This is a genomic window from Leptolyngbya sp. BL0902, from assembly GCF_016403105.1.
Lineage (GTDB): Bacteria > Cyanobacteriota > Cyanobacteriia > Phormidesmidales > Phormidesmidaceae > Nodosilinea.
Genome location: NZ_CP046155.1, coordinates 3,193,638 through 3,219,648 on the forward strand (window position 1 = coordinate 3,193,638; position 26,011 = coordinate 3,219,648).

The window sequence follows — 26,011 nt, forward strand, 5'->3', positions numbered from 1 at the left end:
GACTAGGCCTTCACCCATTTGGCCGGGGCAACGCTCAGCAGCGCACCGGGCTTACCCGGAACTGCGCCCTTAATCAGCAGCAGGTTGCGCTCGTTGTCTACCCGCACCACTTCCAGCTTGCGAACCGTCACCTGGGTGTTGCCCAACTGACCCGCCATCCGCTTGCCGGGATAGACACGACCAGGGGTGGTACCCGCTCCGGTGGAACCGGGCAGGCGGTGGTTCTTAGAACCGTGGGCCATGGGGCCACGGCGGAAGTTGTGGCGCTTTTGATAGCCCGCAAACCCACGACCAATGCTCTTGCCCGTGACGTCCACCAACTGACCAGCGGCGAAGGACTCGGCGGTGATTGCTTGGCCGAGTTCGTAGCCCTCTGCCGCATCCACCCGATACTCTTTCAGGTGGCGCAGGGGGGCGCTGCCAGATTTTGCCAGGTGGCCCAATTCAGGCTTGTTGAGGGCTTTTTCAGCCACTTCATCAAAGCCCAGTTGGATCGCCGCATAGCCATCGGTATCTGGAGTTTTCACCTGCGTTACCACGCAAGGCCCAGCCTGGACGACAGTGACCGGGACGGCGTTCCCCGCGTCATCAAATATTTGGGTCATGCCCAGCTTTTTGCCGAGAATACCGACTGCCACAGCCTTTCTCCCTAACTTACACACTACAAAATGCGCTTTCACCTTCTCAGAAGGCTGATGCGCATCTCAACTACGTCAACTTTTGAACGTCACTCAGACGCAGAGGCTCTTAGAGCTTCCTTGACTCAATCGGTCACTATTCAAAAGAAAGCTGGCTTCTGAAGGCTCAAGGAGAAGACCCTGTAAAGATCTCAGCCGTTATCTGGCCCTGAACCGAAACAGCCATTTGCCAGGACTTGAGCGGTGCGCTGACCCCTCAGTATCCTTTTCGGCGGCGATTTACTATATTACATTCCTAAAATGGATATGTCTATAGCCATGGCAAAAGTTTTTTGATCTGGCCATCGGGACGGCATCCAAAGGGCCTCAAGCACCCAGCAGGAGACCCTTTGGGGACAATTCAGGAAAAATTCAGCGATTAGCCCTGATTATCACAGCCCTAGGGAATCCTGGGTGAATTGCCGCCCCTAGGCCGTCGATATACCGCCGCAATGGCATTACAATTTCTGTAGTCTTGGGACTGTCTCTTAGGAAAAATCGACCCTTGCGCTCCGCCTAGGGCTACTAGACACGGTTCTAAGTCTCGGAATCGACTACTAATCGACGACTTGAGGGCAAGTATGGCGTTATTGACCACTGGTAAAGGGTTCATTCGTGATGTCGAAACCCACCGGGCCATTGCGGTGCGAATGCCCTTGGAAGGAGGCTTTGAGGGCCGCTATGAGCGTCGGCTGAAGGCCAAGGGCTACGAAACCATGAACATCACGGCCCGAGGACTGGGCGATATTGCCGCCTATTTGACCGATGTTCACGGGGTGCGCCCCCCCCACCTGGGCAAAAAGACCGTCGGCAATTCCGCTGCCGTGGGCTACACCTACTTTGTGCCACCCATGCTGACCTATCGCCTAGACACCTTGGCCCCCAAGGCAAAGGGGATGGTGCTGTGGCTGATCGAAGGACACATTCTCTCCCGTCAAGAACTCGCCTACCTGGTGAATTTGCCCCAGATCGAACCCCGTGTGCGCGTGGTCGTGGAAATGGGCGGAGAGCGCTACTTTAGCTGGGAACCACTGGCTAATTTGCTCTAGTCCTGCACCGATTGCGTCTTCATCTTTGTGGCCTGTTCCCCAGCCTTGTCCGTTGCGTTTGAGCCTCAACCCACACCCTACCAGTCACTCCAGGCAGGGCAATGGGTGAAGCTAATTTGTGGCGCAAGCTATCAGGATATGCCCACCATCCGGCGGCTGGCGATGATCTACGCCCTGGCAGGTGTGGACTGTGTGGACGTGGCAGCGGATGTGGCGGTGGTGGCAGCGGCGCGGCAAGGGTTAGCAGATGCCCAGAGTTTGGTAAAGCGGTGGGCTAGGGACGAATCCCTGAACCAGACGAATACTTCAGCGACACCAGGCATATGGCACTATCTTGGTCAAGACTTACCCTGGCTGATGGTGAGCCTCAACGACAGCGAAGATCCTCATTTTCGGAAGGCTCACTTTGATCCGAATCGGTGTCCGCCGGATTGTCATCGCCCCTGTGAAACCCTTTGCCCCACCCAGGCGATTCAGTTTGCGGATGCATCCCTAGAACCTTCTGCGTCCCCCGACCTGTCGGGCGTGATCCCCAACCTCTGCTACGGCTGCGGGCGCTGCATTGCGGTTTGTCCGGTGCAGAATATTGTGGCGCAGTCTCACCAGGCGAGGCCCGAGGACTTTTCGGCGGAGGCGCTGAGTCTGGTGGATGCGGTGGAAATCCATACCCAGGCGGGGCGACAGCGGGAATTTGCAGCCCTGTGGCGGCGTCTAGAACCCTGGCGCAACCATCTCAAATTAGTGTCGATTAGTTGCCCAGACGATCCTCACCTTGAAGCTTACCTTCAGGATCTCTACGCGATCATGGCTCCCTTGGATATTCCCTTGATTTGGCAAACCGATGGCCGACCGATGAGCGGCGATTTGGGCAAAGGCACCACCCACGCCACCATTCGCCTTGCCCAAAAGGTGTTAGCCACCAACTTGCCGGGATATGTCCAACTGGCGGGGGGCACCAACGGCTACACAGCCTCCAAACTTCGGGAACTGGGCCTCGTGCGGCCTGATTCCTCTACCCAGATGGATTATTCAGATGGGCCAACCACGGATCCTACTCCGGCCATAGGTCATCACCCTCAGCGGAGAATTGCCGGGATCGCCTACGGCAGCTACGCCCGTACGCTGGTGATGCCTATCCTGGAAAAGCTGGAGCCGACGTTGCCGGGACTGCTGGAGTTGGGAAAGGTAGAGATCGCCTCTCCATCGGGAGTCGTGAGGCATTTAGAGGACGCCCTAGACGCCACCGATGACCTGGGCCGATCCCAAAAATCTGAATCTCTTTCTACAATAGACAGTACAGGCGATCTGAAGGTGGCCATTGACCAAGCCCGGCAGCTTGTCGGGGCATTGAAGGCAGGCGGTGAGGCTAAAGCCCCTGGCGATGTCAGAAACCCCTGAGGGATCAAGCCAATTCAAGCCGATTACTTTAAAATTGTGGGCATTCGTCCCCAGCAATCTATGGTTAGCGATCACAACGCCCAGTCCTTGGCTAACAATTCCCCAAAGGTTGAGTCGCCCTCTGCTAGCTCACCTGCCCCCGCTGCCCCGTCTACTGAACCCAACCCGTCTGCCACCGCTGCCCCACCCCAGGCCAACCTCCAAACCAGCACCGATATCACCGACGATTTAGGCCAACTTCTCAGCATTCTGCCCCCCAGCATTCGAGACAGCGTCACTCAGCATCCCCAGCGGGCTAGCCTGGTAGAAGTGGTGCTGGATTTAGGGCGCTTGCCCGAAGCCCGGTTTTTCAACGGTGTGGAGTACCTGTCGGAAACGCCTGTCACCCACGCAGATTTGGAACACTGCATTGAGCGGGTGGGCACCTTTGGCGGCGATAACCGAGCCGGAATTGAAAAAACCCTCCACCGCATCAGCGCTATTCGTAACCGTTCCGGCACCATCATTGGGCTGACCTGCCGGGTGGGTCGAGCCGTGTTTGGCACCATCGGCATGATTCGCGACTTAGTGGAAACCGGGAAGTCGATCCTGATGCTGGGGCGTCCTGGGGTAGGGAAAACCACCGCCCTGCGCGAAATCGCCCGCGTTTTGGCCGATGATCTGCAAAAACGGGTCGTCATCATCGACACCTCCAACGAAATTGCGGGCGATGGCGATATTCCCCACCCCGCCATTGGCCGCGCCCGTCGGATGCAGGTGGCCCGTCCAGAGGAACAGCATCGGGTGATGATCGAGGCGGTGGAAAACCACATGCCAGAAGTGATCGTCATCGACGAAATCGGGACAGAGCTAGAAGCTCTCGCGGCCCGCACCATTGCCGAACGGGGGGTGCAGCTCGTCGGCACGGCCCACGGCAATCGGCTGGAAAACCTGATCAAAAACCCCACTCTCTCCGACCTGATTGGCGGCATCCAGTCCGTTACCCTGGGCGATGAGGAAGCCCGCCGCCGAGGCAGTCAGAAAAGCGTGCTGGAACGCAAGGCCCCGCCCACCTTTGACATTGCGGTGGAAATGCTGGAGCGTCAGCGCTGGGTGGTTCATGACGACGTGACCGTCACCATCGACAACCTATTGCGGGGTCGCCAGCCCGGTCAGCAAATTCGCACCGTAGACGAAAACCAAAAGGTGATCATCACCCACGAACTCCCCGGTTCTGGGCGGGAAGTGTCCAAGCCTTCCCGGTCGGGTCTAGGTTGGCGGGCCGCTGGCCAAATGATGCCCCCCAACAGCCCATCTCGCCGCAGCCTAGACAACGGATCCTACCTGCGGGCCAGCCTCGGCAGCGATGCCCCCCTACCTCAGCCCCGGTCTGAGTGGATGGAGCTACTGGAGCCAGCGGACGACCGCGAAGATTTAGAGAATGCCCTAGGGGACAGCCTGCGTCTCTATCCCTATGGGGTCAGTCGCCATCAAATTGAGCGCGTCATCCAGACGATGGGAATGCCCGTCGTGATTACCAAGGATCTCGATAACGCCGATGCCGTGCTGGCGCTACGATCCCACAGCAAAACCCAGGCCAAACTCAAACACATGGCCCAGGGGCGCAACCTCCCGGTTCACCTGGTGAAGGCCAACAGCATTCCCCAAATTACCCGCGCCCTTCAGCGTCTCCTGCGCCTAGACGACGACCCTGAATCCGTCAACCTAGAGCTGTTTACCCACAGTGGTGGCGAAGATGAATTGGAAGCCCTAGAGGAAGCCCGCCTCGCCGTCGAGCAAATTGTGATTCCTAAAGGGCAACCCGTAGAACTTCTGCCCCGCTCCGCCCGCATCCGCAAAATGCAGCACGAACTCGCGGAACACTATCGCCTGAAGTCCCTCAGTTGCGGCGAGGAACCCAACCGACGCCTGCGTATCTACCCGGCCTAAACCACCCTAGCCCTGCCTCTCCATCGTCCTGAGGACAGGGCTATGGCAGGGCGAGGACTTTGGCTAGGAAGCATTTTGAGGAAGAGAACGTCTTAGATCACCGCTCAATATAAAATAGGAAGACCTGAATGACGCTTAATCGGCCTTGATCGCTGGTCGTTCGGCCTTGAAATTCTTCCAAGACGCCTATGAAAACCCTACTTTCTCGCTTATTTGCGCTGATGCTCGTTGCAGTCATTGGCCTCACCGGGTGTAGCGCTGGCACCAGCGGCCTTCTCTCCGGGGACTACCGCCAGGATACCCTGATGCTCGTTGATAGCCTCAGAACTGCCATCACGCTCCCTGACGATGATCCAGCCAAGGCCGAAGCCCAGGCCACCGCTAAAGTTGTGATCAGCGACTTTGCCTCCCGCTACCGCCGGGATTCCTCCGTGGCGACCCTGAGCTCCTTCACCACCATGCGTACTGCCCTGAATGCCATCGCAGGGCACTACAGTTCCTACCCCAATCGGCCCCTGCCCGAAAAGCTCAAAACCCGAGTTGAGCAAGAACTGAAGCAAGTAGAGGCCGCACTCAAGCGAGAAGCCTAACCGTCTAAGACTTAGACTGAGGACAAATCGCTTACCAGAACCCGCCCCAGCGGGTTTTTTAGATTAATTGGAAGATTGATTGGAAGTCTGATACTGAATCCCGACCCCTTCCCCCACCTTAAAGACCAATCCCGCTCAGGCTGAGCTTATCGCAGCCAAGCAAGGAGAGATCAAACCGATGTTTGACGATATGGACATCCCTTTGCTAGGATAGCAATTCTGTAGTGAAGTGCGAGTTGGACATGAAAGTCCGTGCGTCTGTTCGCAAAATGTGCGACAAGTGTAGGGTGATTCGCCGTCGAGGGCGAGTCATGGTGATTTGCTCTAACCCTAAACACAAGCAACGCCAAGGTTAGCGAGGTTTGGGGGTAAGCCATCGGCTTGCTGAGTAAGTACAGGATTAGATAGGTTTCGGAATACCTCGGTCGCCTTCTTGGACTTGTGCCTTTGGCACTAGGCGATTACGGGAAACACAGCCTTAGCCGTCAGCATCAATGCTCTGGGAATAAGCTCAATGTTTGGGGAGATAGTTTAGGTGGCACGGATAGCAGGCGTGGACTTGCCACGCGACAAACGAGTTGAAATTGGCCTGACCTACATCTACGGTATTGGCCTCACCCGCTCCAAGGAAATTCTAGCGAAGACTGGGGTCAGCCCTGACATCAGGGTCAAAGATCTGACGGATACGGATGTCGCTAAACTGCGGGATGCCGTTGAAAGCGACTACCAGGTTGAAGGGGATCTGCGTCGTCTAGAGAGCATGAACATCAAGCGATTGATGGACATCGGCTCCTATCGGGGACGTCGTCATCGGGCTGGGCTACCTGTGCGCGGTCAACGGACTCGCACCAATTCTCGCACTCGCCGAGGCGGCACCCGTCGCACGGTGGCAGGCAAGAAGAAAGCACCCAAGAAGTAAACCCTAGCCTCAGCTTTGAGCTAGTTCTCAAAGCACCTGTAATAGGTAACGCTCGCTGACATCAGTAGCGAGTTTTTTGACTGTCTATTGATTGTCTATGTTCATTCTGATTTAGTGACAGCACCATGGCCAAACCAACCCGAAAAACTGGTCCCCGTAAGAGTAAGAAAAACATTCCGAGCGGGGTTGCCCACATTCGCTCCACCTTTAACAACACGATTGTGACCATCACAGATCAGTCCGGTGAGGCGATTTCTTGGGCCTCAGCGGGATCAAGTGGTTTCAAGGGAGCCAAGAAGGGCACCCCCTTTGCCGCCCAAACCGCTGCTGACAGCGCTGCCCGCCGTGCAATGGATCAGGGGATGCGCCAGATCGAGGTCATGGTGAGTGGCCCAGGTGCAGGGCGTGAAACCGCCATCCGTGCTCTGCAAGGAGCAGGTCTAGAGATCACCCTAATTCGGGACGTGACCCCCATTCCTCACAATGGCTGCCGTCCTCCCAAACGGCGACGGGTCTAAGGTGCTGGAATTTTCTCTGTCCAGCTAGGTCTATCGAGGTTGAAGGAAGGCGGCACCGTGGCACAGTTTCATGTCGATTGTATCGAGTCAGTTGTAGAGCCCGACAAAGGGCAGTATGGGCGTTTTATCATTGAGCCCTTGGAGCGCAGTCAGGGCATTACCGTAGGCAATGCGCTACGGCGAGTTCTGCTCTCCAACCTAGAGGGTGTGGCAATCACCGCCGTACGAATTGCTGGGGCGACCCATGAATTTTCGACTATTACGGGGGTGCGGGAGGATGTGCTAGACATTCTCCTAAATATGAAGGCCATCACCCTCAAGAGCCACTCCAACCAGGCTCAAATTGGGCGTCTTCTCGTCCAAGGCCCAGCTCGCGTTACCGCTGATCACTTTGACCTACCCTCCGAAGTTGAGGTGGTTAACCCTGGTCAGTACGTAGCGACCGTTGCTGAGGGGCACACCCTTGAAATGGAGTTTCGCATCGAGCGGGGCCAAGGCTACCGGGCGGTGGATCGCAGCAAAGACGATGCAACGGCCCTAGACTTCATTCAGATCGACTCCGTGTTTATGCCTGTCACTAAGGTGAATTACACCGTCGATGAAGTGGTGATTTCTGGTTCTATGCAAAAAGACCAGCTCACCATGGATATTTGGACTAACGGCAGCATCACCCCTCAACAGGCGATGAGTCAGGCGGCGGATATCTTGGTCAACCTTTTTGTTCCTCTCAAAGACGTCACCCTTGAGCCCAAGCCAGACGCCGATCCAGAGGAAAACGACAATCCGCACAACCAGATTCCCATTGAGGAACTACGGCTGTCGGTACGCGCCTACAACTGCCTCAAGCGGGCTCAGATCAACTCCGTTGCTGACCTGCTCGACTTCAGCCAAGAAGATCTTCTAGAGATCAAAAACTTTGGCCAGAAGTCGGCGGAAGAGGTCATTGAGGCCCTACAGGATCGCCTTGGGATTACCCTGCCCCTAGAGAAAGCGTCTAAGACCGCCTAGGGTTTGGCTGTGGTCTGAGACCCTGGCCCAACGACGTCCTTATTGTTTACCCTATTGTTCACCTGAGTTAAGAGTCATGCGCCACCGTTGTCGCGTTCATCAATTGAGTAAGCCTGCTGATCAGCGCAAAGCCCTGCTGCGGGCCTTGACGACCGAGCTGATTCGCCATGGCCGCATCACCACCACCAAAGCCCGTGCCCAAGCCGTTCGGGAAGAAGCCGACCGGATGATCACCCTGGCGAAGGATGGATCTCTGTCAGCGCGTCGTCGTGCCCTGGGCTACATCTACGACAAACAGCTTGTCCACGCCCTCTTCAATGAAGCGCCTCAGCGCTATGCGGATCGCCAAGGTGGCTATACCCGCATCCTGAAAACCATCAGCCGTCGGGGAGATAACTCCGAGATGGCGATCATTGAGCTCACCTAGGGTCGCTCGTCGCCCGTCCTCATGTCGGTCATGGAAAAGATTTCCCCCATCCAGCGCAGCCTAGCCCAAAACCCCGCCGAGTTTGGCCAGTCCACTCAGCGGGTGGCTTTGATTGTGCAGTATGTAGGAACCGATCTCCATGGGTGGCAGTGGCAGCCCAATGCCCGCACGGTGCAAGGGGAGCTGGAACAGGCTTTAGCTTCTGTGGTGGGTTATCCCATCCGGGTAAGTGGGGCAGGACGCACGGATACCGGAGTTCACGCGGCGGCTCAGGTCGCTCATTTTGATGCCCCGGCTTTTATCCCTGCCCATCGCTGGGCCGAGGTGTTGAACGCCAGACTGTCCCAGGATATCTTGGTGCGTGCTTCGGCGCAGGTAGAGGAGGACTGGCACGCCCAGTTTTCCGCCCAGTGGCGGCGCTACCGTTACACCCTATACACCGGAGCCTGTCCTAACTTGTTTGTGCGACCCTTTGTGTGGCACTACCACCACCATGATCTAGATCAGGCTAGGATCCAGGCGGCCCTAGACGCGATGGTCGGCTACCACGACATGACCGCCTTCCATCGGGCGAGATCGGGCAAGTCCCACTCCTGGGTGGACATGCAGGAGGCCCAGTGCCAGCGCCAGGGGGATTTTGTGACCGTGGAACTCCAGGCCAAGGGATTTCTCTACGGCATGGTCAGGCTAATCATGGGCCTGGTGGTGAAGGTGGGCCAAGGGGAGATGTCGCCCGGTGCTTTCCACCAGCTTTGGCAGAAACGCCAGCGGGATCGAGTTAAATACTCGGCCCCTGCCAAGGGCCTCTGCCTGCTCAGGGTTGGCTATGACCCGTCTCCCTTCCCCAGGGAGGTGTGGTTTGATGCCCAGCCTCAGTTTTATCTGGGTATGGCGGCCTAGGCGGGCAAGCTCAGGTCTTGTGTGGATTCTCTCAAAATAATGCCTAAACAACGGATAACAGTGCTATGACAACGAAAACCTACATCCCCTCCCAAGCGTCCATTGATCGGCAGTGGTACGTGGTTGACGCGGAAGGCCAGCGCCTCGGTCGTCTGGCGGCAGAGATTGCTTCCATCCTGCGGGGCAAAAACAAGCCGACCTTCACCCCGAATATGGACACCGGGGACTTTGTGATTGTGGTGAACGCGGACAAGGTCGTGGTGACGGGGCGCAAGTCTACCACCAAGCTCTATCGCCGTCACTCCGGTCGTCCGGGCGGGATGAAAACCGAGACCTTTGACAAGCTGCAAGCTCGCATTCCCAGCCGGATCATCGAGCAAGCGGTGAAGGGGATGCTGCCCAAGACCACCCTGGGCCGTCAGCAGTTCACCAAGCTCAAAGTGTACGCTGGGGCTGAGCATCCCCACCAAGCTCAGTCTCCCCAAACCCTTGTTATCAACACGATTCCTGGAGAAGTGAAGTAATGCAGGCCACCGATCAATCTGACCGCGCAGTTTACTGGGGCACCGGACGCCGGAAGTCCGCCATTGCTCGGGTTCGTCTGGTTCCCGGCAGCGGACAACTGACCATCAACAAGCGCCCCGGCGAAGAATATCTGCAATTTAACCCCGCCTACCTGACGTCCACCAAAGCTCCCCTTGAGGTGCTGGGTCTGGAAAACGACTACGACATCCTGGTCAACGTCAAGGGCGGTGGCTTGACCGGACAAGCCGATGCAATTCGGCTGGGGGTGGCCCGCGCTCTGTGCGAACTGGCCCCTGAAAACCGCAAGCCCCTGAAGGTGGAAGGCTATCTGACCCGTGACCCCCGCGCCAAAGAGCGGAAAAAGTACGGTCTCAAGAAAGCCCGCAAGGCACCTCAGTTCTCCAAGCGTTAATTGTTCGTACCTCTCCCCCTGGGGAGGGGTTTTGTTGGTTCATTTCTATTATTTTTGGCACGAGCTATGGCGAAGTCTGACATCCACCCCACCTGGTATCCCGAAGCCAAGGTTTTTTGCGACGGTCAGGAAGTGATGACCGTGGGTTCTACCAAACCCGAACTCCACGTTGATGTGTGGTCGGGCAACCACCCCTTCTACACGGGCACCCAGAAGATTATCGACACGGAAGGCCGTGTGGAGCGCTTCCTGCGGAAGTACGGCATGACCGATTCCACCGCCAAGCAAGACGACAAAGCCTAGACCTGTTTCTGCGGATTGTCGATCTTGGCATCGACCGTTTGAGAAACGTCCACTGGTTAGTCTCTCCCTGGGATAGGGCAAGCGTTGTGCACTATGGCTGAAGCGTATCTGATTGAGAAGCTCAATTCCGTTGAGCAAACCTTCCAAGAACTGACCCGCAAGCTAGCGGATCCTGACGTAGCGCAGGATCCGACAGAGTTTCAGCGCATTGCCAAATCCCGCTCCTCCTTAGAAGAAACCGTCAACGTCTACGCCGACTGGAAGCAAACCAAGGAGGAGTTGGCGGGGGCGAAGGAAGTGTATAAGGAGTCGATCAATGATCCCGACCTGCGGGAGATGGCATCCTTAGAAGTCGAGGAGCTTGAGGAGCGCTTGGCCAACCTAGAGGCCAAACTCAAGGTGCTGCTGCTGCCCCGAGACCCCAATGATGACAAAAACATCATGCTGGAAATCCGGGCCGGGGCCGGGGGCGACGAGGCCAGCATCTGGGCTGGGGATTTGGTTCGGCTGTATTCTCGCTATGCCGAGGGTCAGGGCTGGCAGGTCAAGCTTTTGAGCGAATCCGCCGCTGACATGGGTGGCTTTAAAGAAGCCATCCTAGAAATTGCTGGGGATCGGGTCTACAGCAAGCTGAAGTTTGAAGCGGGCGTGCACCGAGTTCAGCGGGTTCCCGTAACTGAAGCGGGCGGACGGGTGCATACCTCCACGGCCACCGTGGCGATTATGCCGGAGGTGGATGATGTAGAAGTAGAAATCGACCCCAAAGATATTGAGCTCACCACGGCGCGGTCTGGTGGGGCGGGCGGACAGAACGTGAACAAGGTGGAAACGGCGGTTGACCTGTTCCACAAACCCACGGGTATTCGGGTGTTTTGTACGGAGGAGCGCTCCCAGCTCAAAAACCGGGAGCGGGCGATGCAGATTCTCCGGGCCAAACTGTACGACATTAAACTACGGGAACAGCAGGAGGCCGTGACCTCCATGCGGCGTTCCCAGGTGGGCAGTGGCGATCGGTCGGAGAAAATTCGTACCTATAATTACAAGGACAACCGGGTGACGGATCACCGCCTTAACCAGAACTTCACCCTGACCCCGGTGCTGGAGGGGGACATTGAAGACCTAGTCGAGTCCTGCGTGAGCCGCGATCAGCAGGAGCGCCTAGAGGAACTGGCAGCGGAGTCGTCCCCGGTCTAGGTCGCGAGTCTAGGTCACAACTAGAGGGCACCCCATGGTTAAATTTCTGCACATCGCCGACATCCACCTGGGGTTTGACCGCTACAACAGTCCTGAGCGCACGAAGGACTTTTTTTACGCCCTGCAAACCACTCTAGATCGCCACGCTATTCAGCGCGAGGTAGACTTTGTGCTGATTGCGGGTGATCTATTCGAGCACCGCAACATCAAGCCCGCCACCCTAAATCAGGCCCAGATTTGTCTCCAGGCGTTGCAGCAGGCGAATATCCCGGTTTTTGCCATTGAGGGCAACCACGACAACCGCCCCTACGGCACGACCACAAGCTGGCTCAAGTACCTCTCGGAGTGGGGGCTGCTGATGCTGCTGGAACCCCAGGATCCCAAGCATGGCGATGAGTTTCTGGTGCCCTGGAATCCCCAGACCCGCAGCGGTAGCTACTACGACCTCGACTGCGGGGTGCGGGTGATTGGCTCCAACTGGTATGGTTCTACGGCCCCACGGGCGATTGAGCAACTGGCAGTGGCGATTGAGGCGCTTCCCCCCGGCCCTGACACCACGGTGCTGATGTTTCACCACGGTTTAGAAGGTCAAATTGCCCGCTACGAAGGGGCGCTGCGCTACACCGATCTGCTGCCCCTGAAGACAGCGGGGGTGGACTACCTGGCGTTGGGGCATATTCACCGCGAGTACCAGGCAGAGGGCTGGGTGTTTAATCCGGGTTCGTTGGAAGCCAATAACGTCGAGGAGAGCCTGCACCGTCGAGGAGCCTATCTAGTAGAAGTAACGGACGCAGGGTTGAGGGCTGAACTGCAAACCGACTATTTTCAGCGGCCCATCCTGCGCCTAGAGGTCGCCGCTACGGGGGATGACAGCGTGGACAAGGTGCGGGCTCACTGCCACGAGGTAGTGGAATCGGCGGTTAAACGCTTGCCAGCGGATAGTGTCAGTCCGATTGTGGAGGTGCGGATTACGGGCCAGGTCGGGTTTGATCGCCTTGATCTGGATACTCGCAGCCTTCAGGAGGAACTGTGTCTGGGCAGTGGAGCTTTATTTGTGCTGCTGAAGTATGACGCCGAAGCCGTAGCCTACCAGTCTCCCATCATGGAAGGTCAGAACCGTCTCGCCATTGAGCAGGGCATTTTTATGGATATGCTGGTGGCCCACCGGGACTACAAAAGACAGGCCGAGGCCCTAGCCCTGGGGCTGACGGATTTAAAGGATCGCCAACTGGGGGGCGCAGACGAGGTGAGTCTTTATCAATTTGTGGGGACTCTGTTGAGCTTGGACTCACCACAGGGGGATTAAGCTACGTTGCTGCCAGATCATCAGCAGCCCACTAAATGCCACAAAGGTGTAGACCATCTGCCGGAATTGCTGGGTCGATAGCTTGGCGAGGACGATTTTCCCTAGCCAGTTGGCCGGAATTGCCCCCAGACCGATAAACAGGCCGTAGGTAATGTACTTCAGATTGAGGGTACCTAGTCCGGCGTAGGCCATGATTTTGATGGTGTGGAGCGCAACTTTATGCACAGCCTTGGTAGCAACCAAGGATTCTTTTTCTAGGCCATAGCCAAAGTACAGCGGATTCATCACCGGGCCAGTGCTGCCAATTAACCCAGAACCAATGGCGTTAATTAGGGCATAGGGGAGAAAGTGCCAAGCTTTGACAGTCAGCCGGGTATCTTTGGGGCCAAAAATTTTGTGCAGCACCATGACAACGAGACCCACGCCCAGCACCAGTTGCAGCCCCTCAGCATGGACATGGGTGAGCCCGTAACAGCCAATCAGCGCCCCTATCGCGGCCCCAGGCACGTACCAGCGGGTGAGCGACCAGTCCACATGGGATTGGAGCAGCAGGCCGCGCTGGGCATTGCCAATCAGCATCCCGATGGTAATCACCGGAGCCACAGCCTGGGCACCCAGCAGCACCGACACCAGGGGAATCAGAATAAAAGGACTCCCACCGCCCGCCAACATACTAAAAAACCAGGCCACAGAGCTTGCACTGAACAGGTAGAAGGCGATCATGTTGGCAGGCGGCAAAGGTGATTGAGCTTTCTTTACCTATTCTTAAGTTTAGGGGGTTGACCTCGCCCCTGACTAGCGCCTTCCTGGGATCCTAGGTCGAGATTTAGGCAAGATTGGCTAGAGTGGGTGCTGTGGGTATCTTGATCTCCGTGAGGTTGCGGGAGTGAGATGGCAGGAGTGAGATGGCAGGAGTGAGATGGCAGGAGTGAGATTATTGAAGTGAGATTGTTGTTGTAAACGGCTTAACCTCCTATGGCTGATGTTTCGGAACCGCAACCCTCGCCCCGCCGCTCTGGGAATGGGCAAACGTCAGGTCATGGGGCCTTGGCAACTACCCTCTATCGTCAGGGAGAACTGGCATTCAAGCAGGGGCAGTACCCCATTGCCCTAGAGCGGTTCCAGCAGATCCTCGACAGCCCCGACACCGATCCGTCATGGCGACTGAAGGGCCAAATGGGCCTGATTCTGACACAGCAAAAGCTGGGACAACTAGAACAAGCCCGTCAAGGGTGCCAGCGGGTGATGGCGAGTGATATTCCCGAAGCTCGCCGCTGGGCTGCATCGCTCTTAGCCAAATGGCCGGAGTTGCCGTCGCCAGAGTCACCTCCGGCACCAGCGCCCTCCCCTAGCAATTCACGACCATCGCCAAACTCCTCAACACCCGCCGACCCCATCGGCTTTGTACCGCTAGAGCCTGCCCATGCCGCCAGCCCCACCACGGTTCCAGATCCACCGCTATCAACCAGCCCTACTACCGACCCCATCGGCTTTACCCCCTTAGTCTCAGACTCTACCCAGGCGGCATCCCTAGGGCCATCGCCACCGCCCCCGCCAGACAGCGCTGAACCCATTACCCCAGCCTCTCTGTTCCACTATCAGCACCTGAACCAGGAGACGAGGGATCTTGCCCCAGAAGAGGCTGGCCCTCCGGCAGCGGCAGCGGCAGCGGCAGCGGCTCAGCGGCCCAGCCCTGCCCCCTCCAAGCCTCCGACGGTGGTAAAGTCTGCCCCTAGCCCCGCGCCCCCGGTCGCCAGGGCTCCTCAACGGCGGCAACCGATACGCCCCCTTCCCAAGCCCTATGACCTGTGGGGAGCGCAAGTTATTACCTTAGTAGCGGTGCTATGGGTCGCCATTACGGGGCTCCACTGGGGACTTCGCAGTCTCAACGCGCTGGTGCGCCAGGTGACTTGGCCCATCCGCCTAGGCGGTTTTTCCTGGATGGATCAAGCCTACACAATCCCCATGATTGTCCTCATGCTGGGGCTGATCTTTGCTAGTCCGTGGTGGATGGATCTGCTGCTAGCCCAAGTCTATGGCCAGCGACCCTTGACCCCGCGCCAACTCCAAAGCCAACACCCCGAAGCCCTGAAGCGCCTGCGGCAACAGTGCCAAAAGCAGGGGTGGAGTCTGCCTGAACTGCGAGTCTTACCCGATCCAGTGCCCCTGTGTTTTAGCTATGGCTGGCAACCGCGCTATCTTCGGATTGCGGTAAGTCAGGGGCTAATCGAGAGCAGTGACGACGAAACCTTAGGCCTTTTCCTCACCTACGAGCTGGCCCACATGGCAAACCAGGCTACGGCTCTGATCTCCGGCCTCGGTGGTCTGTTGCTCGTTCTCCATACGGCTTACCGAATCCTGTCCCACTGGGCCGATGGCCAGCCGTCAGGATTTTTGAGGATTCTCCTAGGCCTAGTTGCCCAAGGCTTCTATGGCCTGTTTTGGAGCCTGCGGCGGGGGCTGCTGTGGCTCTCCAGGCTCCGCAGTCGGTGGGCGGATCGGCGGCTAGAAGCCCTCTTGCAACGTCCCGATTTGCAGCAAACCAGCCTGATCTGGCTGACCCAACAGCTTCCGGCCCACGCCAATCAGCGCCAAACCTTCTCGCCCCTGTGGTGGAGTTTAGACCTGTTGATGCCCCTCAGCCCCCAAGCCGCTCTCAGCCCCGGCAGCTTCCTCCCCGCCCTGGGAGAGGTCGCCACCGTCCTCAACGACTGGGCCAATCCCTATCGGCAATGGCTCCTGGGTGGAGCTTCCCACCCGCCCCTGGGGGATCGTCTACGCTGGCTGAACCAACGGGCAGCCCAGCGACAACAGCCCATCCTCGACCTTGCGGAACCCATGACGGCGGCACCGCCCTTCTCCATTGGTCGATTACTGCGCCAAAAGAGCCCGATAGTGGGGCTGCTGGCGGGTGGAGGGCTGGCCTTCGGGTTCTGGTTTGTGGGGGGGCTGGTGATGCGGTTTGGCTGGCAGCGCCTGAGCTGGTGGTATCAGGATGAAAGCCTGCTGTACGGCGGGATTCTGCTGGGGTTGGGGGTTGGGCTGCTGCTTCGCATTAATGCCCTATATCCCGATATTGCCGCCAACCAGCCCATCGTTGACAACCCCAGTTTCTTCCTGGGCTCCCCGGATCAGCTTCCCGTAGAAGGAGAACCCTGCCGCCTGTCGGGCACCCTACTCGGCCCCCTAGGCATAGCGCAGGGCATGGGCCAAGACCTCTATCTCGCCACCCTCGGCGGCATCGTCAAAATCGGAGTGTCTTCCCCAAACCTGGGCCTTCAGACCCTCCGCCGGGGAACCTTTCCCCTCAGCGGGTGGGTGGGGCGGGCCGTGACCGTATCTGGATGGCGGCGGCGCAGCGATGGCGTGGTCTGGATCGATTTAGAAACCATCCGCCTCACGGCCCAATCTCGGGTAATCAGTGTAGCTACTCCCCTCTGGAGCACCCTCATCAGCCTAGGGCTTTGCCTATGGGGCATTGTCATCCTGTGGACAGGCGGCTAACCCCTGGCCATTGTCCTCGATAGTGACACGGGGCAACAGGATAAAAAGCCGCACTTTAGAGCAGTTTCTAGGGCCAGGTTGCGAAACACGCGAGTCAATGTTACATTTGTTTACGAAATCCGATGCCTTCGTATGCTTAGCTCGTTCAGAGTTGGACTGGACGACGGTTTAGAGTTCGTAGGTATCAGGTTCTCCTACTCTCAACACAGCAAATGAACCAGCCCGCAACGGCTGGTTTTTATTTAGATAAGCTGGGTTGACACCAGAATCAAAAAACAGCGTCAAGTTTTTGGGCATTCTCGTACAACCCCTAATCCCGTGCTACCTTAATGAATGGTTCTCCTGAGGGGATCAGCAACATCCATCAGCATCGGATGAGTCATCATCCACCGCTGGGGATCAACGATTTTGCCGAAGGCAACGTTTGGGCAGAGAGGCGACATGGCACTGAAAGCAATGGTGACATTGTTAGCTAAGTCGTAGACTTCGAGCAGGACATTCCTGGCAGAAAGCAGCGGCTGATTTTTATTTAGCCCTCTTTTCAAAGTCACAAGTACGCCTTGTTTTAAACCCATTTCCCTTAAGAAAATCAAATTTTAGGTATCAGGTTAGCAATGTTGATGATTTGGCCTAGCCGCCAGCCATCCCATTCTCCGGTATAGATGCAGGCTTAGATTGTTGGAACACGAGAGGTATCTTAAGATGTCAATCCGTCTTTATGTTGGCAATCTCTCTAGAGATTTGCAGCGTCCAGATTTTGAAAACGTTTTTGCGCCCTACAACGATGATCTGGTCTCTGTAAAACTTATTTCCGACAAAAAAACAGGCAAATGTCGGGGTTTTGGGTTTGTGACGGTGAAGACCGAAGAGAAAGCCGACGAGATTGTGGCCCAACTCAATGGCCACGTCTTGGAAGAACTTCCCCTCAAAATTGAGAAAGCCCTACCCCGCACGAAGGCCGAGCCCGAAGCCGAGGCGCGGGAAACCAGCAGCAATAGCGGCGGCAAGCGTGCTCGTAGCAATAACCGTAAGACCAATAATGCGGCGACCACCGTTTCTTCAGCTAGTACGACCGCACAACCGGATCCTCGCTGGGCCAATCAGTTGGAGCAACTGAAAGCCATGCTAGCCGCCCAAACGACGGCATCCTAGCATCACCCCTCAGGGGATCTAGCTAAAAGCGGGTTCTTTTGGAGTCCCATCATTGTTCAAACGCCGTCAGGCTAAAAACCCTGACGGTTTTTTGTTGGGCTGTTGGCCCATCCTGGGTTGGCTGGTCATGGGTTGCCCTATCCCACAACGGCGGCGCTAGCTCTGGCCCTCGGCGAGGGTTTTGAGGCGTTGCAACTGGGCTTGCATATCGCGCTGAGTCCAGGGGGCCGCTACCTGGTGAAAGCCCCAGGCCACTAGGGGATTGGGAATCTCAAACTCAAAGCGATTCAGCAGAATGGTGCCCTGGGGGGTGGGGTCGTACTGCCAACGGTCTTGGCCGTGGAAAAAGCCCTCAAAGGCCCAGACAATTAGCCCCGGTGCTCGATCCACCACGGTGCAGCGAAGACTGGGCTGCCACAGAGGAATTTGTAGCTGAAATCGACAGCGGCTTCCCGGTTGGATATCCCATGGGTCAATGGGTTCGCACCGCAGGGCGGGGTTGAGCCAGCGATGCATCCAGTCCAAATCGGTGAAGCAACGATCCACCCTGGCGGGATCTGCTCGGATAGTGATCGACTGTTGGAATACGGTGGCGGTGGACATAGTGAACCCAAGGAATTTGGCCTAAATTCGGCTAGTTTTTCCAATTTCCGTCTAGGGACGTAGAAAAGCAAGACCCTGGGGGGACGTCTGGAGAAATTGGAACAGGGATGATACCGTTACGGGGTAACGGCGCAGGATTCCCCCATCCCTAAGACAATGGTACGGGCCTCCGGGCCTAGGGTAGCCAAGTCAGAGCCTAGGATGGAGGGTCATCGCGCCAAAGGTCCCCTTCGAGCTGTTTTAAGCCCCCATTGTGTATGCTGTTCACCTATCTTATATCGCGCCTATCGCCGTCGATGGGCGTTTCCCTGATCGCCCAAGTTGTTCCTGTTCCACCCACCGACCCAGTGCCCGCCGATCCAGTTCCCATAGAGATTCCCTCCCTGGATGCGGCACCGACCCCAGCGCCCCTTTCGGTGGATCCCGTCACATCCCCCAGTCGCTTTTTGGAGGAGGTTTCGGTGCAGTTGGGCCAGTTTTTGCCCAGTTTGGTATGGGCTATTGTGCTGCTGGTGCTGGGCTGGCTGTTGGCGACGGTGGTAGCCCTTGCCATTAAAAACCTGCTGAAGCGAATCCGTGTCAATGATCGCCTTACCCAGTGGGCCGGGGGCGGGCCAGAGGCTCAGCGGTTGCCCGTCGAGCAATGGGTGTCCACCGTGGTGTATTGGCTGATCTTTTTGTTCGCCATCATCGCCTCCCTCAATGCCCTAAACCTAACGGCGGTTTCTACACCCCTCAACAACTTTTTGGATCAAATTTTTGCCTACCTGCCTAGGGTGGGTGGCGCGGCCCTGTTGTTGGGCATCGCTTGGATCGTAGCAACGTTGGTACGCGCCCTCGTGGTCAGCGGCCTGGGGCGGTTTAACTTGGATGACCGCCTCGCTCAGCAAGCCGGACTGGAGGGCGGCAGCAGCCCCGTAGTGCTGAATGAAACCATTGGCAACGTGCTGTTTTGGTTCATTTTGCTGCTGTTCATTCCCCTTGTCCTCAGCGCCCTTCAGTTGCCGGGGCTGCTGGCTCCGGTGGAGGAACTGATCAATGCCTTCCTCCAGGCCATTCCCCGGTTGATTACGGCGGGCCTGATTTTGGCCCTAGGTTGGATCATTGCCCGCATTGTGCGCGGCGTTGCCACCAACCTGCTGATTGCCATTGGGGCCGACCAGATTGGCCCCCGCATGGGTTTGAAGGCCGACGCTCGCCAGGGGCTTTCCCTCTCCGGGCTGGTGGGTACCTTGGCCTATATCCTGGTGCTGATTCCAACGGTGGTCGCTGCCCTCAATGAGCTGGCCATCGACGCCATTTCGGCCCCGGCCATTGTCATGCTAGAGCAGGTGATGACGGCCATTCCCCAGGTGATTATGGCGGGGGTGGTGCTGGCTGCGGCTTACTTTGTGGGTCAGTTTGTGGCCAATCTGGTCACGGAGCTGCTGCGTAGCGCCGGGTTTGACAACATCTTGACGGTTTTGGGCTTGCCAGAACTCCACCCAGACACCCAACCCACCGTTCCCCCCGGTTTAGAGGACGCGGAGTTACCTCCGGTGCCTGCGGCCCCTGCAAACCGGACACCCTCGGAGTTAGTGGGTATTGTTGCCCTGGTGGCCATTGTGCTGTTTGGGGCCGTCACCGCCACCGAAATTCTCAACTTTGCCGGATTGACCGACATTGTGCGGGCCGTTCTGCGGGTTGGGGTGCGGGTGCTTAGCGGCTTGGTGGTGTTTGCGGTGGGGTTGTATTTGGCAAACCTGGCCTTCCGGCTCGTCCGCGCCATGGGCACAGGCCAAGCCAAAATTTTGGCCCAGGCCACCCGCATCGTCATTTTGATTTTTGTGGGAGCGATGGCCCTTCAGCAGATGGGCGTGGCTCCCGATATTGTGAACCTGGCCTTTGGGCTGCTCTTGGGTGCCGTGGCGGTGGCGATTGCCATTGCCTTTGGCCTGGGCGGACGGGAAGTGGCCACCGAGCAACTGCGCGAATGGATTGCTGACTTCAAGCAGCGCCGCTAGTCCAGCCGTATTAACTCATCATCGAGTTGTTGGGGCGAGATAGTCTCGCCCCATTTTTGTTGAATCTGATTTATTGAATCTGACGAACTCAGCCCGGAAGCCAGAGGCAGGCTAGGCCGCAACTTCCTCGGCAAAGCTGGCCCGTCGCTTAAACTGAAACGGCCCCGCCAAGGCACCCCAAAGGTGTTCATCGGTTTCGGGGTCGCGGCCTCTATCCCAGCTAATAAACTGGTCGGCGTCAATTTCAAATTCGCTGTCGAGATAAGTAAGCCTGCCGTTGCGCTCCACCATGCAGGCTTTGCCCGGTTCCACCGCGCCCCGAAAACTGCGCCCCGTCCAGTGAACCAGTAGGTTACAACCCGGCGTACGCTGAAAATGGTCGGAGGTAAACTGAGCCAGCCGCTCTGGATTTCGGGACGCCCCGTAGAAGGTTTCGGGATCCTTGACCGAGTAGTTTTCAATCACGATGTGATCGCCGTCGGCCACCAGCTTCATGCCTCGGGCACGGTAGGGGCGATCTAGCATATAGTCGTAGGCTTGTTCGATGTAGAACCCGTAGCCATCCAGGATGGTCTTGGGCAAAGGCCGCATACACACCCGAATGTGGGCAAACAGGGGCGGATTGTCAAAGGCTTGCTGCTGATTGCTAAAGTCGGCGGCCATCCAGCGGGCCAGAGTCTGCACATCGGTGGCGTGGGTCATGGCGTTGGGCTACAGAAGTCATCCATCTTTCTCAGTTTACAGGGTGGAAGCCCCCACCCCCAGCCCCTCTCCCACGAGGAAAGACACGCCAGACAGTCCCCCAGTCCCGTTTCCTGTGGAAGCCCTCTCCCACAAGGAGAGGGGAGCAAGACAGTTTTCAAAGTCCCTCTCCTGTGAGAGCTACCGTGTATATCCATCTCGGCCCTCACCCCCTCAGTCCCCCTCTCCCAAAAATGGGCGAGGGGGAGGCCAGACAAAGATTGTAAGAATTTTCTAGCTCCCCTTCTCCCGCCCTGGGCTACTAAGTACACACAACTGAGCTTTGGGCGAGTGACCATCCCTCAAAGATGGCCTCAAATTTTCTAAGTCCTTGGCTCAAGGTACGAATGCCGGGTGGCGGTTGGGAGCGATAGCCCGACCATCCCCCCAGGCGTGCAATGAGCCAAGTGGCCCAAGGTAGGGAGCCTGGGGAGAAGGGATTCTGCTGTTTTCGGGTTCGCCCCTGCAACGTCGGCATCAACTGCTCCAGGCATTGCTGTTGCGGTTCGCTAAAGGTCACCGAGGCGGAGAGAGATTCATCGGCTCGACCGGTTTTCAGTTGGAGCAGCCTCAAGGTCACCATTAAGGCCAGGATGGTGAGGCGTTCAATGGCCTTAACCGACTCCAGGCGGGTGGATTCAAGGTCAAGGCCGACTCGCTTAAGCAACGCAAAGAACTGTTCAATCTGCCAGCGCCACCGATACCACTGAATCACTTGTAACGCTTGCTCCACGGTCGTGACGGGATGGGTCGTCAGTAAGCGCCAATGAATGGGCTTGACTCCGGCAGGTGGCGTGACCTCTTTGGCCTCCACGGCATAGAGGGAAACCAATTCGGGATAGTCGTGGGCATCGACCTTCCGGGGGCGGCGAAGGGTAACGGGCGTAAAGCGCACCGCTAGCCAAGCTTCACGGGACTCTCGGTGACCACGAGGGTCGGCCAGCACCTCAACGGCATAGGTGCCCTCAACGGGTTGCTGAGCCAGTGTCTCGTAGAGCATCGTGGACTTATCGTGCAGTCGTCGGTTACGGCAAGCGCGCACTAACAGGTGCGTGTGGGCATCAGGCACCCGAACCCACTCTTCGTAGATATCGCTCTCACGGTCACCCACATGGGTCACACACACAGCATCCCCAGCCATCAAGGGGACTCGACTGTCCTCGGCAGAGCGCAGCCACTTATAGGATTCTTTCTCCTCAATCGGCAACTGAGGATAGTGCCGCTGATGTTTGTCGGGTCGTTTCGGGTCACGATGCCATCGTTGAATCGCACTCAAGCCCAAGGGAAAGCCACTCTCCGCATCGGCCACTAGGGTCGGATGGACGAAAAACCCGATATCACGATGATTGCCGACCACCCCGACGTCCTCAGGCTTGAGATGCTTCGCCTGAGCCTGCAAGTTAATTTCGCTACTGTCGCTGATAGCCAACACATGACGCCCCGCCACCTGTTGCTGGCAGTGGTCTGCGGCACTCCTGACCAGTTCTGAGACGCTCACATTCTGATTCTCCAGAAAGCGATAGTACCCTACCTGTTCCGCTCGGTTGCGGCTCATCGCCCGGATGTTCACCGATAGCGACTCACGCATAGAGTCATACAGCGCCGCCCCCTTTTTTCCAGGCGGCGATCCCCAAAAGCACTGCCCTGTGATACTTCAGCGTGAATTAGGATAGGATTTTCCACCGCAATTCCCCCACGATTACTAACCGCATCCTACTCCAACCTGACTTGTGTGTACTTAGTAGCCCGCCCTGGGAGAAGGGGCTGGGGGATGAGGGCTAGAGCCACTGGGCAATCTACCCAGCCTACCCAAGTTAAGAATTCTCTCGCGACGATCCAATCTCCCAGACCATTACCGACAATAGAACCCATGCCAACGGTTGATGGGTCTGGCCAGTTCAGGGTGTTTCGGCAAACTCACGCTGACCACTGCCACCCAGGAGACTCACGGTATGAAACTGGCCTATTGGATGTACGCTGGCCCCGCCCACATTGGCACCCTGCGTATCGCCAGTTCCTTCAAAAATGTGCATGCCATCATGCACGCCCCCCTTGGGGACGACTACTTTAATGTGATGCGTTCCATGCTAGAGCGGGAGCGGGACTTTACCCCCGTCACCGCCAGCATTGTAGATCGCAACGTGTTGGCGCGAGGCTCCCAGGAAAAGGTGGTCGATAACATCGTCCGCAAAGACCAGGAGGAACGCCCCGACCTGATCGTGCTGACCCCCACCTGCACCTCCAGCATTTTGCAGGAGGACTTGGCCAACTTTGTGCAGCGGGCCAGTATCGAAGCTAAGGGCGACGTACTGCTGGCGGATGTGAACCACTACCGCGTCAACGAACTGCAAGCGGCGGATCGCACCCTGCAACAGATCGTCCAGTTTTACACCGAAAAAGCCCGCAAACAGGGCACCCTACCCCAGGGCAAAACCGAAAAGCCCTCGGTCAACATCATCGGCCTGACGACCCTAGGCTTCCACAACAACCACGACTGCCGCGAACTGCGTACCCTGATGGCGCAGCTCGGCATTGAGGTGAACCTCGTCATGCCCGATGGCGCGTCCGTCCACGACATCCAAACCATGTCCCGCGCCTGGTTTAACCTGGTGCCCTACCGAGAAGTGGGCCACCTCACGGCCGAATATCTGCACACCGAGTTTGGGATGCCCTGCGTCGATATCACTCCCATGGGCATTGTGGAAACCGCCCGCTGCATCCGCGCCATCCAGCACGTCCTCAACCAGCAGGGGGCCGAGGTAGATTACGAAGGCTTCATCGACGAGCAAACCCGCTTTGTCTCCCAAGCGGCCTGGTTTTCCCGCTCCATCGACTGCCAAAACCTCACCGGAAAGCGAGCCGTCGTCTTTGGCGACAGCACCCACGCCGCCGCCATGACCAAAATTCTGGCGCGGGAAATGGGTATCAAAGTCGTCCTCGCAGGCACCTACTGCAAATACGATGCCGACTGGTTCACCGAGCAGGTGGGCGATTTCTGCGATGAAATCCTGGTCAGCGAAGACAATGGAGCCATCGCCGACCGCATCGCCCAACTGGAACCCGCCGCCATCTTTGGCACCCAAATGGAACGCCACGTCGGCAAACGGCTGGATATTCCCTGCGGAGTCATCGCCGCCCCCATCCACATCCAAAACTTCCCGGTGGGCTATCGGCCTTTCCTCGGCTATGAAGGTGCCAATCAGATCGTCGATCTGGTCTACAACTCCTTCACCCTGGGGATGGAAGACCACCTGCTAGAGTTCTTCGGCGGCCACGACACCAAGGAAATTCTCACCACCACCCTCTCCGCCAATGATGAGATGGGCTGGAGTGCCGATGGCATGGCGGAACTGCAAAAAATCCCCGGCTTTGTGCGCGGCAAGGTGAAACGCAACACCGAAACGTTTGCCCGCGAGCAGGGCATCGGCCAAATTACTGCCGAGGTGCTCTATGCTGCGAAGGAGGCTGTGGGGGCGTAGGGGTTGCCTAGGGTTTGGGCGTACTGCGGTGCGCCCTTACTGGGAGAAGCTAAATTATTTCTAGAAGGTTTTCGTGTAATGGTCTGACCCAGTGTACCTATGCGGAAATTATTGATATAACTACCCTGTAGGGGGCAGTTATACGGAAATCATCAGTATAATGATAAGTTGCTAGCCCTTCTTTAGCCATTGGCAGGAAGATTACAGAAAAGTCATGGTTGAGAAGGAATACTATGGAGTAGTTAGGTTATTACATTCATAGATTTTCACTGCTTCAACCTGTTGTGTAAGTATGACTAATCAGCGCCAGACTTTACTTCAGTCTATTGCAACGATAGTTGCCGATTACAGGCAAGGCGAAATCGCTGCAATTGATCCAAATCATATAGATAGATGGGTAAGGCAATTCAGTGAATTTGGTTTTGATGATGAAGCACAGATCATTATTCTCGGCGAGATGGAGCGCATCTTAAAGTCTTACTATATCTCTCGGATCTGTGCTCAAAGCTTTCTCACCAATGTCTTGACTTCCCAAAAACTGTTTGGAGATAATCCCGCTGCAACGATACGGAACGCTCAATTCCTACAAATTCAGAGGAAGGGAAACAGTCAGCACGACTTACTGGCTCTTTGCGAACCAATTCTGCAATCTAAGTATGGATTGAGTTTGAGAGATTGTGGAAGCTCCCCAGCTATATACATTTACTTTGATGATTGTCTTTACTCTGGAAATACGGCATGGCGTGATGTTAATGCATGGATGCCTAATGCTGCAAAAGGGACAACTTTACACTTGATATTTTTTGCTTTTCATACTGAAGGGCTTAGATACTCACGAAGACAAATTGAATCAGAAGCCCAAAAGTATGACGTTAATATCAAATTTTGGCGGCTTCACAAATTTCATAATTCACGATGGAATCCATCACAATTCGACTGCTTCTGGGCATTGCAAACTTCTGGAGATGAATTTATTGATAGATATCTGAAAGAAATAGATGAACGCCGTCAAAATTCTAATCGAAGCTTGCCAGATCTATTTCGTCCCGCCAATATGCCGAAACAGGATAAAATTTTTTCCTCGGCTGTTGCCCGTAATCTGATCGAATACGCTTTTCTAAAAGTTGGTGCGTACATTGTTTCACTCCCCAGAAATCCAAATGCGAGTATGAAACCTTTGGGGTACGACTATTTTGACTCTTTAGGTTTTGGCGCAATTTTTATAACATATCGTAATATCGCAAACAATTGTCCATTGGCACTATGGTGGGGTGATCCCCACAAGGCTTATCCGCTAAATACTTGGTATCCGCTTTTTCCTCGGACAGTTAATACTACGCAAGCCCCAGGGTGGGAGGGATTCTGACGATGGTA

At 56.6% G+C, this 26,011-nt stretch carries 26 protein-coding genes; 20 read left to right on the plus strand and 6 right to left on the minus strand.

Annotated features, from left to right (window positions below; genetic code table 11):
- Positions 1-2: 2 nt before the first annotated feature.
- A complete protein-coding gene (gene rplC, locus GFS31_RS14095) occupies positions 3-638 on the minus strand; it encodes a 50S ribosomal protein L3 (protein ID WP_198805411.1) in 636 nt (211 codons plus the stop codon).
- Positions 639-1,258: 620 nt separating this feature from the next.
- Between rplC and GFS31_RS14100 the strand changes: the two genes are divergently transcribed.
- From GFS31_RS14100 to GFS31_RS14170, 15 genes are all read left to right on the plus strand, one after another.
- Positions 1,259-1,726 carry an NAD(P)H-quinone oxidoreductase subunit N gene (locus tag GFS31_RS14100; RefSeq protein ID WP_198805412.1) on the plus strand — a complete coding sequence of 156 codons (468 nt, stop codon included), beginning with the start codon at positions 1,259-1,261 and terminating at the stop codon, positions 1,724-1,726.
- A gap of 45 nt (positions 1,727-1,771) precedes the next feature.
- A complete protein-coding gene (ldpA, locus tag GFS31_RS14105) occupies positions 1,772-3,124 on the plus strand; it encodes a circadian clock protein LdpA (protein ID WP_198805413.1) in 1,353 nt (450 codons plus the stop codon).
- Between the two features lie 60 nt (positions 3,125-3,184).
- On the plus strand, positions 3,185-5,053 hold the full coding sequence (locus GFS31_RS14110) for a R3H domain-containing nucleic acid-binding protein (protein ID WP_198805414.1): 1,869 nt from the start codon (positions 3,185-3,187) through the stop codon (positions 5,051-5,053).
- Between the two features lie 188 nt (positions 5,054-5,241).
- On the plus strand, positions 5,242-5,643 hold the full coding sequence (gene psb27, locus GFS31_RS14115) for a photosystem II protein Psb27 (RefSeq protein ID WP_198805415.1): 402 nt from the start codon (positions 5,242-5,244) through the stop codon (positions 5,641-5,643).
- Between the two features lie 242 nt (positions 5,644-5,885).
- On the plus strand, positions 5,886-5,999 hold the full coding sequence (gene rpmJ, locus GFS31_RS14120; protein WP_071527191.1) for a 50S ribosomal protein L36: 114 nt from the start codon (positions 5,886-5,888) through the stop codon (positions 5,997-5,999).
- 179 nt (positions 6,000-6,178) lie between these two features.
- Positions 6,179-6,562 carry a 30S ribosomal protein S13 gene (rpsM, locus tag GFS31_RS14125; protein ID WP_198805416.1) on the plus strand — a complete coding sequence of 128 codons (384 nt, stop codon included), beginning with the start codon at positions 6,179-6,181 and terminating at the stop codon, positions 6,560-6,562.
- Positions 6,563-6,687: 125 nt separating this feature from the next.
- Entirely contained in the window at positions 6,688-7,080 is a 393-nt protein-coding gene (gene rpsK, locus GFS31_RS14130; RefSeq protein ID WP_017297653.1) for a 30S ribosomal protein S11, read from the plus strand.
- A 57-nt stretch (positions 7,081-7,137) separates the two neighbouring features.
- Positions 7,138-8,088 carry a DNA-directed RNA polymerase subunit alpha gene (locus tag GFS31_RS14135; protein WP_198805417.1) on the plus strand — a complete coding sequence of 317 codons (951 nt, stop codon included), beginning with the start codon at positions 7,138-7,140 and terminating at the stop codon, positions 8,086-8,088.
- Positions 8,089-8,164: 76 nt separating this feature from the next.
- A complete protein-coding gene (gene rplQ / locus GFS31_RS14140) occupies positions 8,165-8,515 on the plus strand; it encodes a 50S ribosomal protein L17 (RefSeq protein WP_198805418.1) in 351 nt (116 codons plus the stop codon).
- Between the two features lie 30 nt (positions 8,516-8,545).
- A complete protein-coding gene (gene truA, locus GFS31_RS14145; RefSeq protein ID WP_198805419.1) occupies positions 8,546-9,415 on the plus strand; it encodes a tRNA pseudouridine(38-40) synthase TruA in 870 nt (289 codons plus the stop codon).
- A gap of 65 nt (positions 9,416-9,480) precedes the next feature.
- On the plus strand, positions 9,481-9,939 hold the full coding sequence (gene rplM / locus GFS31_RS14150) for a 50S ribosomal protein L13 (protein WP_198805420.1): 459 nt from the start codon (positions 9,481-9,483) through the stop codon (positions 9,937-9,939).
- Positions 9,939-10,352, plus strand: coding sequence for a 30S ribosomal protein S9 (gene rpsI, locus GFS31_RS14155; protein ID WP_198805421.1), 414 nt, complete (start codon positions 9,939-9,941; stop codon positions 10,350-10,352). Before rplM ends, rpsI begins: the two co-directional genes overlap by 1 nt.
- 66 nt (positions 10,353-10,418) lie before the next feature.
- On the plus strand, positions 10,419-10,655 hold the full coding sequence (gene rpmE, locus GFS31_RS14160) for a 50S ribosomal protein L31 (protein ID WP_198805422.1): 237 nt from the start codon (positions 10,419-10,421) through the stop codon (positions 10,653-10,655).
- Positions 10,656-10,748: 93 nt separating this feature from the next.
- Positions 10,749-11,849: a peptide chain release factor 1 gene (gene prfA / locus GFS31_RS14165; RefSeq protein WP_198805423.1), complete on the plus strand. Its 1,101-nt coding sequence runs from the start codon at positions 10,749-10,751 to the stop codon at positions 11,847-11,849.
- A gap of 34 nt (positions 11,850-11,883) precedes the next feature.
- Entirely contained in the window at positions 11,884-13,155 is a 1,272-nt protein-coding gene (locus tag GFS31_RS14170; RefSeq protein ID WP_198805424.1) for an exonuclease SbcCD subunit D, read from the plus strand.
- Here the strand turns inward: GFS31_RS14170 and GFS31_RS14175 are convergent.
- Positions 13,138-13,878 carry a sulfite exporter TauE/SafE family protein gene (locus GFS31_RS14175; RefSeq protein ID WP_198808224.1) on the minus strand — a complete coding sequence of 247 codons (741 nt, stop codon included), beginning with the start codon at positions 13,876-13,878 and terminating at the stop codon, positions 13,138-13,140. The two genes, GFS31_RS14170 and GFS31_RS14175, sit on opposite strands and share 18 nt — an antisense overlap.
- Positions 13,879-14,130: 252 nt before the next feature.
- Here GFS31_RS14175 and GFS31_RS14180 point away from each other — a divergent pair, with 252 nt between their 5' ends.
- Positions 14,131-16,659 carry a M48 family metalloprotease gene (locus GFS31_RS14180; RefSeq protein ID WP_198805425.1) on the plus strand — a complete coding sequence of 843 codons (2,529 nt, stop codon included), beginning with the start codon at positions 14,131-14,133 and terminating at the stop codon, positions 16,657-16,659.
- A gap of 326 nt (positions 16,660-16,985) precedes the next feature.
- On the opposite strand, the gene GFS31_RS14185 is transcribed toward GFS31_RS14180, so the two are convergent.
- Entirely contained in the window at positions 16,986-17,234 is a 249-nt protein-coding gene (locus tag GFS31_RS14185; RefSeq protein ID WP_198805426.1) for a hypothetical protein, read from the minus strand.
- Between the two features lie 127 nt (positions 17,235-17,361).
- Between GFS31_RS14185 and GFS31_RS14190 the strand changes: the two genes are divergently transcribed.
- Positions 17,362-17,811: an RNA recognition motif domain-containing protein gene (locus GFS31_RS14190; RefSeq protein WP_198805427.1), complete on the plus strand. Its 450-nt coding sequence runs from the start codon at positions 17,362-17,364 to the stop codon at positions 17,809-17,811.
- 156 nt (positions 17,812-17,967) lie between these two features.
- Here the strand turns inward: GFS31_RS14190 and GFS31_RS14195 are convergent, their stop codons facing one another.
- Positions 17,968-18,414 (minus strand): SRPBCC family protein, encoded by a 447-nt coding sequence (locus tag GFS31_RS14195; RefSeq protein WP_198805428.1) that lies wholly within the window; start codon positions 18,412-18,414, stop codon positions 17,968-17,970.
- A gap of 257 nt (positions 18,415-18,671) precedes the next feature.
- On the opposite strand from GFS31_RS14195, the gene GFS31_RS14200 reads away from it, so the two are divergent.
- Positions 18,672-20,417, plus strand: coding sequence for a mechanosensitive ion channel (locus tag GFS31_RS14200; RefSeq protein ID WP_225907426.1), 1,746 nt, complete (start codon positions 18,672-18,674; stop codon positions 20,415-20,417).
- A gap of 111 nt (positions 20,418-20,528) precedes the next feature.
- On the opposite strand, the gene GFS31_RS14205 is transcribed toward GFS31_RS14200, so the two are convergent.
- Both GFS31_RS14205 and GFS31_RS14210 read right to left on the minus strand, forming a co-directional pair.
- Positions 20,529-21,119, minus strand: a complete 591-nt coding sequence (locus GFS31_RS14205; protein WP_198805429.1) for a chromophore lyase CpcT/CpeT — start codon at positions 21,117-21,119, stop codon at positions 20,529-20,531.
- A gap of 301 nt (positions 21,120-21,420) precedes the next feature.
- Positions 21,421-22,746 carry an IS4 family transposase gene (locus GFS31_RS14210; protein WP_198805430.1) on the minus strand — a complete coding sequence of 442 codons (1,326 nt, stop codon included), beginning with the start codon at positions 22,744-22,746 and terminating at the stop codon, positions 21,421-21,423.
- A gap of 364 nt (positions 22,747-23,110) precedes the next feature.
- Between GFS31_RS14210 and bchB the strand changes: the two genes are divergently transcribed.
- Both bchB and GFS31_RS14220 read left to right on the plus strand, forming a co-directional pair.
- The gene (gene bchB / locus GFS31_RS14215; protein WP_198805431.1) at positions 23,111-24,637 is read left to right on the plus strand and encodes a ferredoxin:protochlorophyllide reductase (ATP-dependent) subunit B; all 1,527 of its coding nucleotides are present in this window, start codon (positions 23,111-23,113) and stop codon (positions 24,635-24,637) included.
- 292 nt (positions 24,638-24,929) lie between these two features.
- Positions 24,930-26,003, plus strand: coding sequence for a hypothetical protein (locus GFS31_RS14220; RefSeq protein WP_198805432.1), 1,074 nt, complete (start codon positions 24,930-24,932; stop codon positions 26,001-26,003).
- The last annotated feature ends 8 nt before the right edge of the window (positions 26,004-26,011 follow it).